Origin of the sequence: Paenibacillus thiaminolyticus, assembly GCF_007066085.1 — a bacterium.
In the GTDB taxonomy this organism is placed as follows: domain Bacteria; phylum Bacillota; class Bacilli; order Paenibacillales; family Paenibacillaceae; genus Paenibacillus_B; species Paenibacillus_B thiaminolyticus.
The window spans coordinates 1,023,217-1,036,377 of the sequence record NZ_CP041405.1 but is presented as its reverse complement, the minus strand read 5'-3'; the positions used below and the strand labels follow the sequence as shown (position 1 = coordinate 1,036,377).

Below are 13,161 nucleotides of genomic sequence, written 5' to 3'. Positions count from 1 at the left end.
GCGATGTCAAGTCACGGACGGCTATGGGAAGTGTTTTGGACGGCGTTAAAATTAGGGCTCACTTCGTTCGGAGGTCCCGCTGCGCATATCGGTTATTTCCGGGATACGTATGTCGGTAGGCTGCGATGGGTAAGAGATGAGCAATTCGCGGATATGAACGCGTTGAGCCAGCTGCTGCCCGGTCCTTCAAGCAGCCAATTAGGCATGGCGATAGGGATAAGGCGAGCCGGCTGGCTGGGCGGAATTGCGGCATGGGCTGGCTTCACGCTGCCATCGGCCTGCCTATTGATATTATTCGCGTTCGGCATCGGCTGGCTGCCGGGGGAAGTTCCCGGCTGGCTGCAGGGGTTGAAGCTGGTGGCGATTCCGGTCATTATTCACGCCTTGCGCGGCATGTCGGCGCAGCTGACGCCGGACCCGCTGCGCAAGACGATTGCGGCGGCGGCGGCCATCGGCGCATTAACAATACCCGGCACGTATGGCCAGCTCGCGATCATTGGGCTGTCCGCTGCCGCAGGCTGGCTGCTGCTGGGCAAGCCTTCCCAGCAACAGGCGGAAGCGTCGGGAAGCGGCGAAGTGTCGGCCCTCGTGCTGCCGCGCGGCTTCTCGATGATGATGCTGATCTTGTTCGGGGCCGGCTGTATCCTGCTTCCGTGGCTTGCGGCGGCGCTGCCGTTCCCGGCCACCAAGCTGGCGGACATGATGTTCCGCACCGGTTCGCTCGTGTTCGGAGGCGGTCATGTGATGCTTCCGCTGCTGGCTGAGGAGTTGAGCGGCAGCGGCATCATGGACGAGTCCGCCTTGCTGGCAGGATACGGAGCCGCACAGGCCGTTCCCGGGCCGTTGTTCACCTTCTCGGGCTTCGTCGGCGCCTCGCTGGCGCCGGGCTGGCTTGGTGCACTTTATGGCATCGTGGCGCTCGTCTTCATCTTCCTGCCCGGATATTTGCTTATCGCGGCGGCGCTGCCCTTCGCCGAGCGGCTGCGGACATGGAGCGGCGTAAGAGCTGCCCTTGGCGGAATCAATGCCGCCGTGGTCGGGCTCCTGCTGGCGGCGCTGTACCATCCGGTATGGACGACTTCTGTACAGGGCCCGGCCCACTTTGTGATTGTCCTGATCGGCTCTCTGCTGCTGATGGCATGGAAGCTCCCGCCATGGTCGGTCGTGCTCGTATCGGCCTTATGCGGTGCGGTCCTGCTATAGGTGCAGCAAGGGACGGCGGCGGCCTGTATTTTCCAGACCTGCTGCCGTCCCTGTATCGGCTTGCGCGGGCATGCGGTTGTCTCCTCTCAGTGAGGCCGCGCCAGCCGGCATCACTGAATGCTTGTTCCCGCTTAGTCGCGGCTGCAGATGACGAGCAGGTAGCCGTCCCGAATAGTGACGGTTCCTTCCTCGGCGGCGAACTGGTTGCTGATCGCGAGCGATTGCCCGATATGCAGGGTGGCATCTACCAGAGGATAGGCGAAGCCCTTGAGCGTAATGCCGGTAACGGTCATGCTGAGCGGGAGCAGCGATATATAAGGGTAGGGCTGCTGCGGCAGAGTCAGCTCGGAATTGGTCAGCCGGACAATATTGTGGGCGTCAACAATTTGGCATTGGATGCCTTGGTCAAGTCCGACCCGCAGCAGATGGATATTGCCAAGCGTATGATCCAATCTTGTACCGGTTGCGCCCAACAGCGTAATCTGCGCGGGCCTCCATGCGAGCGCCGTATGGAAGGCCAGCTCGGTGTCGGTGTAATCTTTGTCGATCGCGTCAAAATCTTGATAGTGCTTGCTGCACCGTCGTATTTGGTTCCGTTCGTCCTCTGTGACGGAATCGAAATCCCCAATCGCTACGTCCGGGCAGATTCCATGATTGGCCAATGCCAATGCACCCCGATCTGCGCCGATTACGACATCCGCCTCATTACACACGGAGAGCAGGGAGGCATCGAGCATGCCGCCGGCGCAAATTACGACATGCCGAGGGCAGGGAACAGGAGGGGCTATGTACATGACTATCCTTCCTTTATGAGACCTTCTCACGCGGAAAGTCCCGAATTATAGATGATGTGCGCGTTTTAAGTATATCCGATTGCCGCCCAGAGACCAATCCCTAACCTGCCTTCTTGGAACACGGGCTTGTTATTTCTTGTCGAGATAGGTATATTTACAGGTGAAGAGCCCTAACCCACCCGAGGCTGAAAGGAGGTGTACCGCAGTGGTGAACGTATTGTTCGTCTGTCTCGGCAACATTTGCCGTTCACCGATGGCAGAGGCGATATTTCGACATGAAGTGAAGCAAGCGGGCCTGGAACACGCGATTACCGCCGATTCCGCAGGTACGGGAGATTGGCATATTGGCAAGCCGCCCCACCAAGGCACGCGAACGATACTGGATGAACGCCGCATTTCATATGAAGGCATGCTGGGCAGACAAGTAAGACCTGGGGATTTCAATGATTTTACATATATTGTATGCATGGACAGAAGCAATGAACAGAATGTATTGGCATGGGAAGGGGCGGAAGCAAGACAAGCTCAGGTTATGCGCTTTATGACTGTGCTTCCGGAGGAGCAGGCTGAAGACGTGCCTGATCCGTACTATACCGGTAATTTTGATGAAGTATACCGGCTGATTCAGGCAGGCTGCATCCGGCTATTGGACAAGATCGTTCAGGAGCAAGGCCTGGATCATGGCAAAGCGGCACAAAAGTAGTGACATACCCTTCTGTATGCCACTACTTTTTTAGGTGTCCTTTTTTTAACATTACAGGCCAAGGGACTATTCAAGGAAAAAGCGGAGTGCGTCCGGGATATGCTGCTGCCAGAAGCCCCACTGATGCTGGCCGTCATGTTCGCTGTACTGGATATGGGCGCCTCTGTCCTCCAGAAGCTGCTTAGCTGACCGGTTCAAGGCGACAAAATCGAACACGCCCCGATCCGTCTTGAAAGCGGTCTCCTGCAGTCCGACGATCATGAACAAGTGCAGCCAGGACAAGTCCATTTCTCGGGCAATCAGCTCTTGCGAGTAGGGATAGTACGCACCTGACAGCGAGATAACCTGGCGGAAGCGTTCGGGATAGAGAAGCGCCAGATGAAGAGAAACGGTGCCGCCCAGCGAGTCGCCCGCCAAGACGGTCTCGGTCCAATCGGTCCGTACCGGATAATGCTGCTCGATGAAGGGAACAATCTCTTCGACGAACGCTCGGGTATATGATTCAAAACGTTCCCCGTCCGGGGAATATTCAGATGTACGTATTTTTTTGTCCACGTCGACGCCGACGATGATGAAGGGCTCCATATCCTCTTCAATAATGAGTTTGTTCGCATAGGTCGCGATGCGGCCGAAGTTGAAGAAATCTTCGCCATCCTGGCAGTAGACGACCGGATAGCTCAGCATCTCTTGGTAGCCTGGCGGCAGGTAGACGCGAACATGGCGATCTGCGCTCAGCAGGCTGCTTGGAATGACATGCTTGTGGATCGTTCGTTTGAGAATGGATGAATCGGACATCATTTACACCGCCTTGTGCAAAATTTAGCTTTTATTGGTGAATAATATTTCTAATTGGCCAAAATGTTCTTCTATCTAGAGGTTTGGACCTTGAAGTAGAAATGCAGCGATCCGCTCGTTGAGGAAATAGACGTCAGGCCCCTTGGGCAGAGTACCGCTTTGTGCTTAAGTTCACAATTTTGTAACAGCCTGTTATAGTCTGAAATCACCCCTGTTATAACAACACCAAAACAAAATGTTCACTTTTTTCGCGTTTTCTTTTGACCAATTGAGTGAAACAGGTGTATAATCATTCTATAACAGCTAAACAAAATCTTCAAACTTTTATTGAGGTGAAAACAATGAGCAAGTATCCATTTGAAGTTCAGACGGAAGATGTTCAGCCATTGTCCGTCTTGTCTCCAGAAGGAGAAATCGTGAACCCGGATCTCATGCCGGAACTTACCGACGAACAATTGAAGGAAATCATGTACCGCATGGTGTTCACGCGGACATGGGACGAGCGTGCCATCAACTTGGGCCGCCAAGGCCGCCTCGGCTTCTATGCGCCGGTTTCCGGTCAAGAAGCTTCTATGGTAGGCAGCGTATACCCGCTTGAGAAGGAAGACTTCGTTGTGCCGGCATATCGAGACATGCCGCAAATCGTATGGCATGGATTGCCATTGTACCAAGCATTCCTCTATTCCCGCGGACATCAGCATGGCGGGCAAATTCCGGAAGGCGTCAACGTATTGATGCCGCAAATCATCATCGGCGCGCAAATCCTGCACGCGATGGGAATTGCAAAAGGCTTCAAGCTGAAAAAACAACCGAACGTGGCGATTACGTACACTGGTGACGGCGGATCGTCCGAAGGCGACTTCTATGAAGGCCTTAACTTCGCGGGTGCGTACAGCCTGCCGGTTATTTTCTTCGTACAGAACAACGGTTATGCAATTACAACGCCGTTCACGAAGCAAACGGCAGCCAAATCGATCGCTCACAAAGCGGTAGCGGCGGGCATTCACGGCATGCAGGTTGACGGCATGGACGTGCTCGCGGTCATCAAGGCGGTTCAAATCGCGGCAGAACGCGGACGCAAGGGAGAAGGCGCAACACTGATCGAGTCGTTGACGTACCGTTTCCGTCCTCACTCCATGGCCGACGACACGACCAAATACCGCACGAAAGACGAAGAAGCGGAATGGGCAATCAAAGATCCGATCGTACGCTTCGGCAAGTATTTGGAGAAAAAGGGACTGTGGACTGAAGAAGATACAGCCCGCGTGAAAGACGAAGCGAAAGCAAAAGTGAATGAAGAAATCAAGCGTGCGGAAAAAACCGAAAAAATGACGGTTGCTGGTCTGATCGACAGCATGTTCGAGACGACGCCGAAATATTTGGAAGAGCAAAAAGCCGATTTTCAATAAATAGCAGAATGACAATGAACCGGGTAAGCAGGGAAGACATCCGGTTATCGATAGAAGTCAGCATCGCATGAGAATGCGAACCAGACCGAATCAGGCTGTGTGATAACGTAAGGAGGATACGATGCAATGGCACAAATGAATATGAAAGAAGCGATTCGCGACGCAATGCGCGTGGAATTGAAGCGGGATCCGAACGTGTTGGTATTTGGGGAAGACGTCGGCCATGTCGGCGGCGTGTTCCGTGCGACGGAAGGTCTGCAAAAAGAGTTTGGCGATGAGCGTGTCTTCGATACGCCGCTGGCAGAGTCCGCAATCGGCGGGATGGCTGTCGGTCTCGGCATCCAAGGCTTCCGCCCTATCGCGGAAATCCAGTTCGTCGGCTTTATCTATGAAGCTCTTGACCAAATCTGTGTTCAAGCAGCGCGCATGCGCTACCGCTCCGGCGGACGCTACAACGCGCCAATCGTATTCCGTACGCCGTTCGGCGGCGGGGTAAAAGCGGCAGAACTGCATACGGACTCGCTCGAAGGCTTGCTCGTACAGACGCCGGGCATTAAAGTAGTTATTCCTTCGAATCCATATGATGCGAAAGGATTGCTTATCTCGGCGATCCGCGACAATGACCCAGTGTTCTTCATGGAGCACTTGAACCTATACCATGCTTACCGCGAAGAGGTGCCTGAAGAGGACTATACTGTTCCGCTCGGCGAAGCAAAAATCGTCCGCGAAGGCAAGGACGTAACGATCATCGCTTACGGCTTGATGGTTCATACGGCGATGAAAGCAGCCGCTGAACTGGAGAAAGAAGGCATTCAAGCGGAAGTCATCGACCTGCGCTCGTTGGTTCCTTTGGATATCGATACAATCGTGGCTTCGATCAAGAAGACGAACCGCGCTATCATCGTTCAAGAGGCGCAAAAAACTTCCGGTGTCGCTGCAGAAGTCATTGCCCAAATCAATGAAAAGGCGATTCTTCATCTGGAAGCGCCTGTGCTGCGCGTAACCGGTCCGGACACGGTCTATCCGTTTGCCCAAATCGAGGATACTTGGCTGCCAACGCCTGCCCGCATCGTAGCTGGCGCCAAAAAAGTATTGGACTTCTAAGTTAGAACCGAACAGATTTGAAGGAGGTTGTTCTTGTGGCTAAATTTGAATATCGCTTCCCAGAGCTGGGGGAAGGGCTGCATGAAGGCGAAATTATTAAAATGCACATCAAACCGGGTGACAAAGTTACCGACGACGACATCATCATGGAAGTTCAAAATGATAAAGCTGTCGTTGAAGTGCCTTGTCCGGTAAACGGTACGGTGCTTGAAGTGCTGGCGAAGGATGGCCAAGTATGCCATATGGGCGAAGTCGTGGCTATCATCGACGCCGAAGGAGATATTCCGGAACAAGCGGAACCTGCCGAAGAGGCTAAGGAAGAACCGGCAGCAGCAGCGCCTGCAGCGGAAGCTCCAAAAGCGGAAGGCACAGCAGCAGCGCCTAACCATGAAGTGCTGGCTACGCCAAGCGTGCGCAAGCTGGCGCGTGAATTGGGCGTGAACATCGGCGAAGTTCCTCCAACCGGCAAGAACGGAAAAATTACGCGCGAAGATGTGGAAGCATTCGCCAATGGCGGAGCGCCTGTCGCGAAGGCAGAAGCGCCTCAAGCCGCTGCCGAAGCCAAAGCAGCGCCTGCCGCTCCAGCAGCAGCTACCGGACGCGAAGCCGAAGAAGAGCGCGTGCCATTCAAGGGCATCCGCAAAGCCATCTCCAATGCGATGGTCAAATCGGCTTACACGGCGCCGCATGTTACCATCATGGATGAAGTGGACGTTGCGGAGCTGGTTGCATTCCGTACCCGCTTGAAGCCAATGATGGAGAAGAAAGGCACGAAAGTAACATACCTCCCGTTCATCGTCAAAGCGCTCGTGGCGGCTTGCCGTCAATTCCCGGCTATGAACGCGATGATCGACGAAGCGAATAACGAGATTGTGTACAAAAAGTACTACAACATCGGTATCGCTACAGATACAGACAACGGTCTGATCGTTCCGGTTATCAATGATGCGGATCGCCGCAGCATCTGGATGATCGCCGACAGCATCAAGGATCTGGCTGCCCGCGGTCGCGAAGGCAAGCTTGGGCCGAATGAATTGAAAGGCAGCACGATCACGATTACGAACATCGGTTCCGCAGGCGGCATGTTCTTCACTCCAATCATCAACTTCCCTGAAGTTGCGATTTTGGGTACCGGACGCATTACGGAAAAACCTGTCGTGAAGAACGGCGAAATCGTGGCAGCGCCAGTGATGGCCTTGTCTCTCAGCTTCGACCACCGTCTCATCGACGGCGCAACGGCACAAAACTTTATGAACTATATCAAGCAGCTGCTTGCTAATCCAGAGCTGCTTGTCATGGAGGTGTAACCGGACATGGTAGTAGGAGACGCATCTTTGAACATTGATACTCTGGTTATTGGAGCAGGCCCGGGCGGTTATGTGGCAGCGATTCGCGCTGCCCAACTCGGCCAAAGCGTGCTTATCGTAGATAAATCGACTGTCGGCGGCGTATGTCTGAACCGCGGTTGTATTCCTTCCAAAGCATTGATCAGCGCAGCGCATCAGTATGAAGTGACTCAGCATGCCTCCGCGATCGGCATCACGGCGGAAAATGTAAAAGTCGACTTCAAAAAAGTGCAAGAATTCAAGGGCGGCGTCGTGAAAAAGCTGACCGGCGGCGTTGGCGCGCTGCTGAAGGCGAACAAAGTGCAAGTATTCAACGGCGAGTGCATGTTCATCAATGAAAATGAAGCGCGCGTATTCAACGACCAAGAAGCGCCGCGCTACAAATTCAAGAACTGCATTATCGCAACCGGCTCCCGTCCAATCGAATTGAAGGCTTTCCCGTTCGGCGGACGCATTCTGTCTTCGACGGAAGCTCTCGAGCTGCAAGACATTCCGAAATCGATGATCGTCATCGGCGGCGGCTACATCGGCGCAGAGCTTGGCCAAATGTACTCCAAGTTCGGCACGAAAGTAACGATTATCGAGGGCGCAGACATGGTGCTGCCAGGCTTCGATAAAGATATGACCCAGCTTGTCGCGAAGAACATGAAGAAATCCAATGTGGAAATCTTCACGGGCGCGAAAGCGGAGAGCGCTGCGCAAACGGATAAAGACGTTACCGTGAAGTTCACGGTGAAAGGCGAAACCAAAGAAGTTACTGCAGAATACCTGCTCGTAACGGTTGGCCGCCGTCCGAACACCGATGGCGAGCTTGGTCTTGATATGATCGGCGTCAAAATGACTGACCGCGGCCTGGTTGAAGTCGACCACCAAGGACGCACAAGCATTCCTCACATCTTCGCAATTGGCGATATCGTTGCCGGTCCAGCTCTGGCGCATAAAGCTTCTTACGAAGGCAAGGTTGCGGCGGAAGCCATCGCGGGCATGCCAAGCGTCGTCGATTACAAGTGCATTCCTGCCGTATGCTTCACCGATCCGGAATGCGCAAGCGTGGGCTTGTCTGAATCGGAAGCGAAGGAAAAAGGCCACAACGTCAAAGCAGGCAAGTTCCCATATGCGGCGAACGGACGCGCACTGTCCCTCGGCGGCAACGCGGAAGGCTTCGTCAAAATCGTAGCTGATGCGGATACCGGCGTCGTGATCGGTTCCCAAATCGTCGGCGCGGAAGCGTCCAACCTGATCGCGGAAATGGGCTTGGCTGTGGAAATGGCGGCAACGCTGGAAGATCTGGCGCTGACGATCCATGCTCACCCAACGCTTGGCGAAATCGTGATGGAAGCTGCGGAAGTCGTGCTTGGACATCCGATTCACACAGTAGCGAAGTAATGTTTTAATCATGCAGTACTCCTGCTCCAGGAGCGTTCTGTTATCTTTCTGTTACGGTTCTATTCGATATTGATTTGCTTTGTGCCCTCGCAGCGTGATGCTGCGGGGGATTTTTTTATTATATGGCAATGGGAAAAGACGAATGCACTTCTCCTGGCTCCATAACTCGTTATTGACTAACCTTCTCCAACGTTGTAAATTAAATGTAAGCTCTATATAGTCATTAGTGAACAGAATGTAGCTTTGAATGAGGGAAGTACTCGGTTTCCTTATCGAACTGCATTCTTTTTGTTTTTTAGAGGTCGTGAACGTGTATATTTGAGTTGGCGGAAACGAGTGAAAGAATAGGATGAAGCAATGGCCTTTAGCGAATAGTCATTAGAAGCCGTTACCGAAACTACTATTTATAGTAAAGCAGGTGCGGATATGCAGGTAATGGATCATAAGGAAGATCATCACGCCGTGTATGTGGGCGGCGGGGCATTAACGATTAGGCAGGTCGTTCAGGTTGCCCGCTTCGATGCGAAGGTGGAGCTGTGCGAAGAGAGCATCCGCAGCATGGAGAAGAGCAGGGCTTATGTTGAAACATTGCTTCGCGAGAAAAAAGTGGTGTACGGCTTGACAACCGGCTTCGGGAAGTTTTGCGATACGTATATTTCCGGCGAAGATGTCAAAGCGCTGCAGTTGAATCTCATTCGAAGCCATGCGTGCGGAATCGGCGCCCCGTTCTCGATCGAGATCGCGCGAGCGATTATGCTGCTGCGTGTCAATGCGCTTGCGCTTGGCTACTCCGGCATCCGTCCGGAAGTGGTGCAATTGATGGTCGGCATGCTGAATCACGGGGTAACACCGGTCATCCCGGAAAAAGGCTCGCTCGGCGCAAGCGGCGATTTGGCGCCGTTGTCCCATTTGGCGCTCGTGCTGGTCGGCGAGGGAGAAGCTTATTATCAGGGCACACGAATGCCGGGCGGCCAGGCGATGCAGCTTGCCGGTCTCGTTCCCGTCACGCTGGAGGCGAAAGAGGGATTAGCCCTTATCAACGGGACGCAGGCGATGACGGCCGTAGGCGCGTTGGCCTGTTACGATGCCATGAATCTGGCGAACTGGGCCGATTGCACGCTTGCATTGACTTGTGAAGCGCTGTTCGCCGTCCGGGACGCCTTCGATCCGTTGACCCACCTCATTCGCCCGCATCAAGGACAGCGCCAATCCGCCGAAAATGTAATCCGGCTAACCTCTGGAAGCAAGTTAATGACGAGTCAAGGGGAGCGGAGGGTGCAGGATGCCTATTCCTTGCGCTGCGCGCCGCAGGTCCATGGGGCAAGCCGGGATGCGCTGGCCTATATTGCCGGCAAGCTGGAAATTGAAATCAATTCGGCGACCGATAATCCTCTAATTTTTGTGGATGAGGGGCGAGTGATCTCGGGCGGGAATTTCCATGGGCAGCCGGTTGCACTGGCAATGGACCATCTGTCCGTCAGCGCAGCGGAGCTGGCCAACATTGCCGAACGGCGAATCGAAAGGCTCGTCAATCCTCATTTGAATGAGCAGCTTCCGGCTTTTCTGACGAGTAATGGGGGGCTTGAATCTGGCTTCATGATCGCGCAGTACGCAGCGGCGTCCGTCGTGTCCGAGAATAAGGCGCTGGCTCATCCCGCCAGTGTCGATTCCATTCCGTCCTCGGGCAACCAAGAGGATCACGTCAGCATGGGAACCATCGCCGCGCGCAAAGCGAAGCAGATCATTGAGAACGCTTACGCAGTGCTCGCCATTGAGCTGCTGTGCGGGGCGCAAGCGGCTGATTTCCGCGACCCGCGGCTGCTTGGGCTGGGGACGAAATGGCTCTATGACCAATGCCGCACGCTTGTCCCGGCCGTGGAGAAGGATCGCGTGCTTGCGGATGATTTTCACAAGGTGGCGGAGTGGATGAGGCAGACTGATGCCGCCGCGAGCATTGGGGATGTAATCAAGCTTCGGTAGATGGACATGGTGTCAAGGCTATACAGCGCTGCTTTCTGTCTCGCTTTGGCTCCACTTTGCTGTATCCCTGGCTGTATATCACTTTTTCAAAGACATGGGATTGCTGTGCAAGAAGGGAGGTTGGCAATGAGTAACCGGAATGAAGGAAATCGGTTCGACTGCGGCAATTATACGATGGGCAAGCTGACTTCGCTTTTGGTCATGCTCCATAACGAAGAAGCGGGCGCGGAAATTGAGGAGGAGATGAGAAAAAGGGGATACCGGTATACGATCGGCAAGGTCGGCGCGATGGAATTGGTCAAAGTCGTGACGGCGATTGAAACGAGCGCCAAAGCGAACAAGGTGATTGATCCGAACTCTTATCGGGAAGTTCATTCTTTATACCATGCCATCATCGAAGCGCTGCAGGGGATTGGAAGAGGGACGGTCCAATTCGGAGATATTTTGCGGACCGTAGGGTTAACGTTCTGCATCACGAGAGGGAGAGTCGAAATATCGGGATATTCCGAGGAATGGTTAAGCGTCTGCGTATACGGCACGATTGGCGCCCCCAAAAAAGGATTCGAGCACGATGTGCTCGGGTTCGGGTACAACCATATTTAAATGCAGCGTCATCTTGCGATACTCCTTCATGTCATGCTGCTATGCGCGCAAGCTGGGCTAGTGTCAGACGCCCTTCTTTAGAGATGTTTTGAAGAGGTGGAAAGCGGGCTTTGATATTGTTTGTCGAATCTATCACAAAGGAGTGGCTATTTGTGAAGCAACCTACCAAACGTATCATCAGGGCGGCACATGGAACGGAATTGACTGCGAAAGGCTGGCAGCAGGAGGCGGTCCTGCGGATGCTTATGAATAATCTGGATCCCGATGTGGCCGAGCGTCCGGAAGATCTGGTCGTATATGGCGGCATCGGCAAGGCGGCGCGCAACTGGGAATGCTTCGACAAAATCGTGGAATGTCTCACGAACCTGGAAGCGGATGAAACGCTGCTTGTGCAATCCGGCAAGCCGGTCGGCGTGTTCCGGACGCACACGCACGCGCCGCGGGTCCTCATCTCCAATTCGGTTATCGTGCCTGCCTATGCCAATTGGGACACATTCCACGAGCTTGATAAGCAGGGACTGATGATGTACGGGCAAATGACGGCCGGAAGCTGGATTTATATTGGGACGCAGGGCATTTTGCAAGGAACGTATGAGACCTTCGCCGAGGCGGCCCGCCAGCATAATGGAGGCACCCTTAGAGGAACGCTGACGTTAACGGCGGGCCTCGGCGGCATGGGAGGAGCCCAGCCGCTCGCCGTCACGATGAACGACGGCGTCATGATTGGAGTGGAGGTCGATCCGTCCCGGATCCAGCGCAGAATCGATACGAAATACTGCGATATTATGGTTCACGATCTCGATGAAGCGTTGAAGCTGGCGAGTGATGCGCAGGCGGAGGGAAGAGCGCTCTCGATCGGCCTGGCGGGCAATGCGGCGGAGGTGTTCCCAGAAATGGTGCGGCGGGGGATCAGACCCGATTTCGTCACGGATCAGACGTCGGCCCATGATCCGCTTAACGGCTATGTACCGGCAGGCTATTCACTGGAAGCGGCTGCCGAACTGCGTGCGGCCGATCCGGCGCAATATGTGAAGCTGTCCAAAAAATCGATGGCCGCCCATGTCCAGGCGATGCTCGATCTTCAGAACTTGGGCGCGATTGTATTCGATTACGGCAATAATATCCGCCAAGTGGCCTTCGATGAAGGGGTAACCGAAGCATTTCAATTCCCTGGCTTCGTTCCGGCTTATATTCGCCCGCTCTTCTGCGAGGGGAAGGGGCCGTTCCGCTGGGCGGCGCTATCCGGCAATCCGGATGATATTTATAAGACGGATGAGCTTGTATTGAAGCTGTTCCCGCAAAACACCCATCTGTGCAACTGGATCAAGATGGCCAGGGAGAAGGTCGCGTTCCAGGGCCTGCCTGCGCGTATTTGCTGGTTGGGCTATGGGGAACGGGCCAAGATGGGCTTGGCTATCAACGAGATGGTGCGCAATGGAGATATTTCTGCCCCAATCGTCATTGGCCGTGATCATCTGGACTGCGGATCCGTCGCATCGCCTAACCGGGAGACGGAGTCCATGAAGGACGGCAGCGATGTGGTCGCCGACTGGGCGATATTGAACGCGCTGGTGAATACGGCTTCCGGCGCGAGCTGGGTATCTGTCCACCACGGCGGCGGCGTAGGCATGGGGTACTCCCTGCATGCGGGCATGGTCGTCGTCGCAGATGGTTCAGCAGAAGCGGACGAGAAGCTGTCCCGCGTCTTGAATACAGACCCGGGCATGGGCATTATCCGTCATGCCGACGCCGGTTATGAACTTGCGATTAAGACGGCGAAGAATTGCGGAGTTCGCGTACCGATGCTTGGCATATAACAATGATGCGCAGCAAGCCCG

The 13,161-nt window shown here is 54.4% G+C and carries 11 protein-coding genes; 9 read left to right on the top strand and 2 right to left on the bottom strand.

The genetic code is table 11. From position 1 onward, the window contains the following. Positions 1 to 3 precede the first annotated feature (3 nt). Positions 4 to 1,203, top strand: coding sequence for a chromate efflux transporter (chrA, locus tag FLT43_RS04640; RefSeq protein ID WP_087441987.1), 1,200 nt, complete (start codon positions 4 to 6; stop codon positions 1,201 to 1,203). A 131-nt stretch (positions 1,204 to 1,334) separates the two neighbouring features. On the opposite strand, the gene FLT43_RS04635 is transcribed toward chrA, so the two are convergent. Beyond that, complete coding sequence (locus FLT43_RS04635; protein WP_087441796.1) at positions 1,335 to 1,997, bottom strand: thiamine diphosphokinase; 663 nt, start codon at positions 1,995 to 1,997, stop codon at positions 1,335 to 1,337. Between the two features lie 205 nt (positions 1,998 to 2,202). Here FLT43_RS04635 and FLT43_RS04630 point away from each other — a divergent pair, with 205 nt between their 5' ends. After that, positions 2,203 to 2,700 carry a low molecular weight protein-tyrosine-phosphatase gene (locus FLT43_RS04630; RefSeq protein ID WP_087441795.1) on the top strand — a complete coding sequence of 166 codons (498 nt, stop codon included), beginning with the start codon at positions 2,203 to 2,205 and terminating at the stop codon, positions 2,698 to 2,700. Between the two features lie 66 nt (positions 2,701 to 2,766). On the opposite strand, the gene FLT43_RS04625 is transcribed toward FLT43_RS04630, so the two are convergent. Beyond that, positions 2,767 to 3,495, bottom strand: a complete 729-nt coding sequence (locus FLT43_RS04625; protein ID WP_087441794.1) for an alpha/beta hydrolase — start codon at positions 3,493 to 3,495, stop codon at positions 2,767 to 2,769. A 341-nt stretch (positions 3,496 to 3,836) separates the two neighbouring features. On the opposite strand from FLT43_RS04625, the gene pdhA reads away from it, so the two are divergent. The 7 genes from pdhA to hutU all read left to right on the top strand — a co-directional run bounded on the left by pdhA (position 3,837) and on the right by hutU (position 13,140). Further along, positions 3,837 to 4,904 carry a pyruvate dehydrogenase (acetyl-transferring) E1 component subunit alpha gene (gene pdhA / locus FLT43_RS04620; RefSeq protein ID WP_006675481.1) on the top strand — a complete coding sequence of 356 codons (1,068 nt, stop codon included), beginning with the start codon at positions 3,837 to 3,839 and terminating at the stop codon, positions 4,902 to 4,904. A 126-nt stretch (positions 4,905 to 5,030) separates the two neighbouring features. Then, positions 5,031 to 6,008: an alpha-ketoacid dehydrogenase subunit beta gene (locus FLT43_RS04615; RefSeq protein WP_087441793.1), complete on the top strand. Its 978-nt coding sequence runs from the start codon at positions 5,031 to 5,033 to the stop codon at positions 6,006 to 6,008. A 35-nt stretch (positions 6,009 to 6,043) separates the two neighbouring features. Next, positions 6,044 to 7,315, top strand: a complete 1,272-nt coding sequence (locus FLT43_RS04610; protein ID WP_087441792.1) for a dihydrolipoamide acetyltransferase family protein — start codon at positions 6,044 to 6,046, stop codon at positions 7,313 to 7,315. Positions 7,316 to 7,321: 6 nt separating this feature from the next. Continuing rightward, the gene (gene lpdA / locus FLT43_RS04605; RefSeq protein ID WP_087441791.1) at positions 7,322 to 8,740 is read left to right on the top strand and encodes a dihydrolipoyl dehydrogenase; all 1,419 of its coding nucleotides are present in this window, start codon (positions 7,322 to 7,324) and stop codon (positions 8,738 to 8,740) included. A gap of 426 nt (positions 8,741 to 9,166) precedes the next feature. Next, positions 9,167 to 10,720: a histidine ammonia-lyase gene (gene hutH, locus FLT43_RS04600; RefSeq protein ID WP_087441790.1), complete on the top strand. Its 1,554-nt coding sequence runs from the start codon at positions 9,167 to 9,169 to the stop codon at positions 10,718 to 10,720. 126 nt (positions 10,721 to 10,846) lie between these two features. Then, positions 10,847 to 11,323, top strand: a complete 477-nt coding sequence (gene hutP / locus FLT43_RS04595) for a histidine utilization transcription antiterminator HutP (RefSeq protein ID WP_087441789.1) — start codon at positions 10,847 to 10,849, stop codon at positions 11,321 to 11,323. Positions 11,324 to 11,475: 152 nt separating this feature from the next. Next, entirely contained in the window at positions 11,476 to 13,140 is a 1,665-nt protein-coding gene (hutU, locus tag FLT43_RS04590; protein WP_087441788.1) for a urocanate hydratase, read from the top strand. Positions 13,141 to 13,161 lie beyond the last annotated feature (21 nt).

Coding starts and splice junctions, on each gene's coding strand:
- chrA (WP_087441987.1), top strand. CDS start 4: ATGTCAAGTCACGGACGGCTATGGGAAGTGTTTTGGACGGCGTTAAAA.
- FLT43_RS04635 (WP_087441796.1), bottom strand. CDS start 1,997: ATGTACATAGCCCCTCCTGTTCCCTGCCCTCGGCATGTCGTAATTTGC.
- FLT43_RS04625 (WP_087441794.1), bottom strand. CDS start 3,495: ATGTCCGATTCATCCATTCTCAAACGAACGATCCACAAGCATGTCATT.
- pdhA (WP_006675481.1), top strand. CDS start 3,837: ATGAGCAAGTATCCATTTGAAGTTCAGACGGAAGATGTTCAGCCATTG.
- FLT43_RS04615 (WP_087441793.1), top strand. CDS start 5,031: ATGGCACAAATGAATATGAAAGAAGCGATTCGCGACGCAATGCGCGTG.
- lpdA (WP_087441791.1), top strand. CDS start 7,322: ATGGTAGTAGGAGACGCATCTTTGAACATTGATACTCTGGTTATTGGA.
- hutH (WP_087441790.1), top strand. CDS start 9,167: ATGCAGGTAATGGATCATAAGGAAGATCATCACGCCGTGTATGTGGGC.
- hutP (WP_087441789.1), top strand. CDS start 10,847: ATGAGTAACCGGAATGAAGGAAATCGGTTCGACTGCGGCAATTATACG.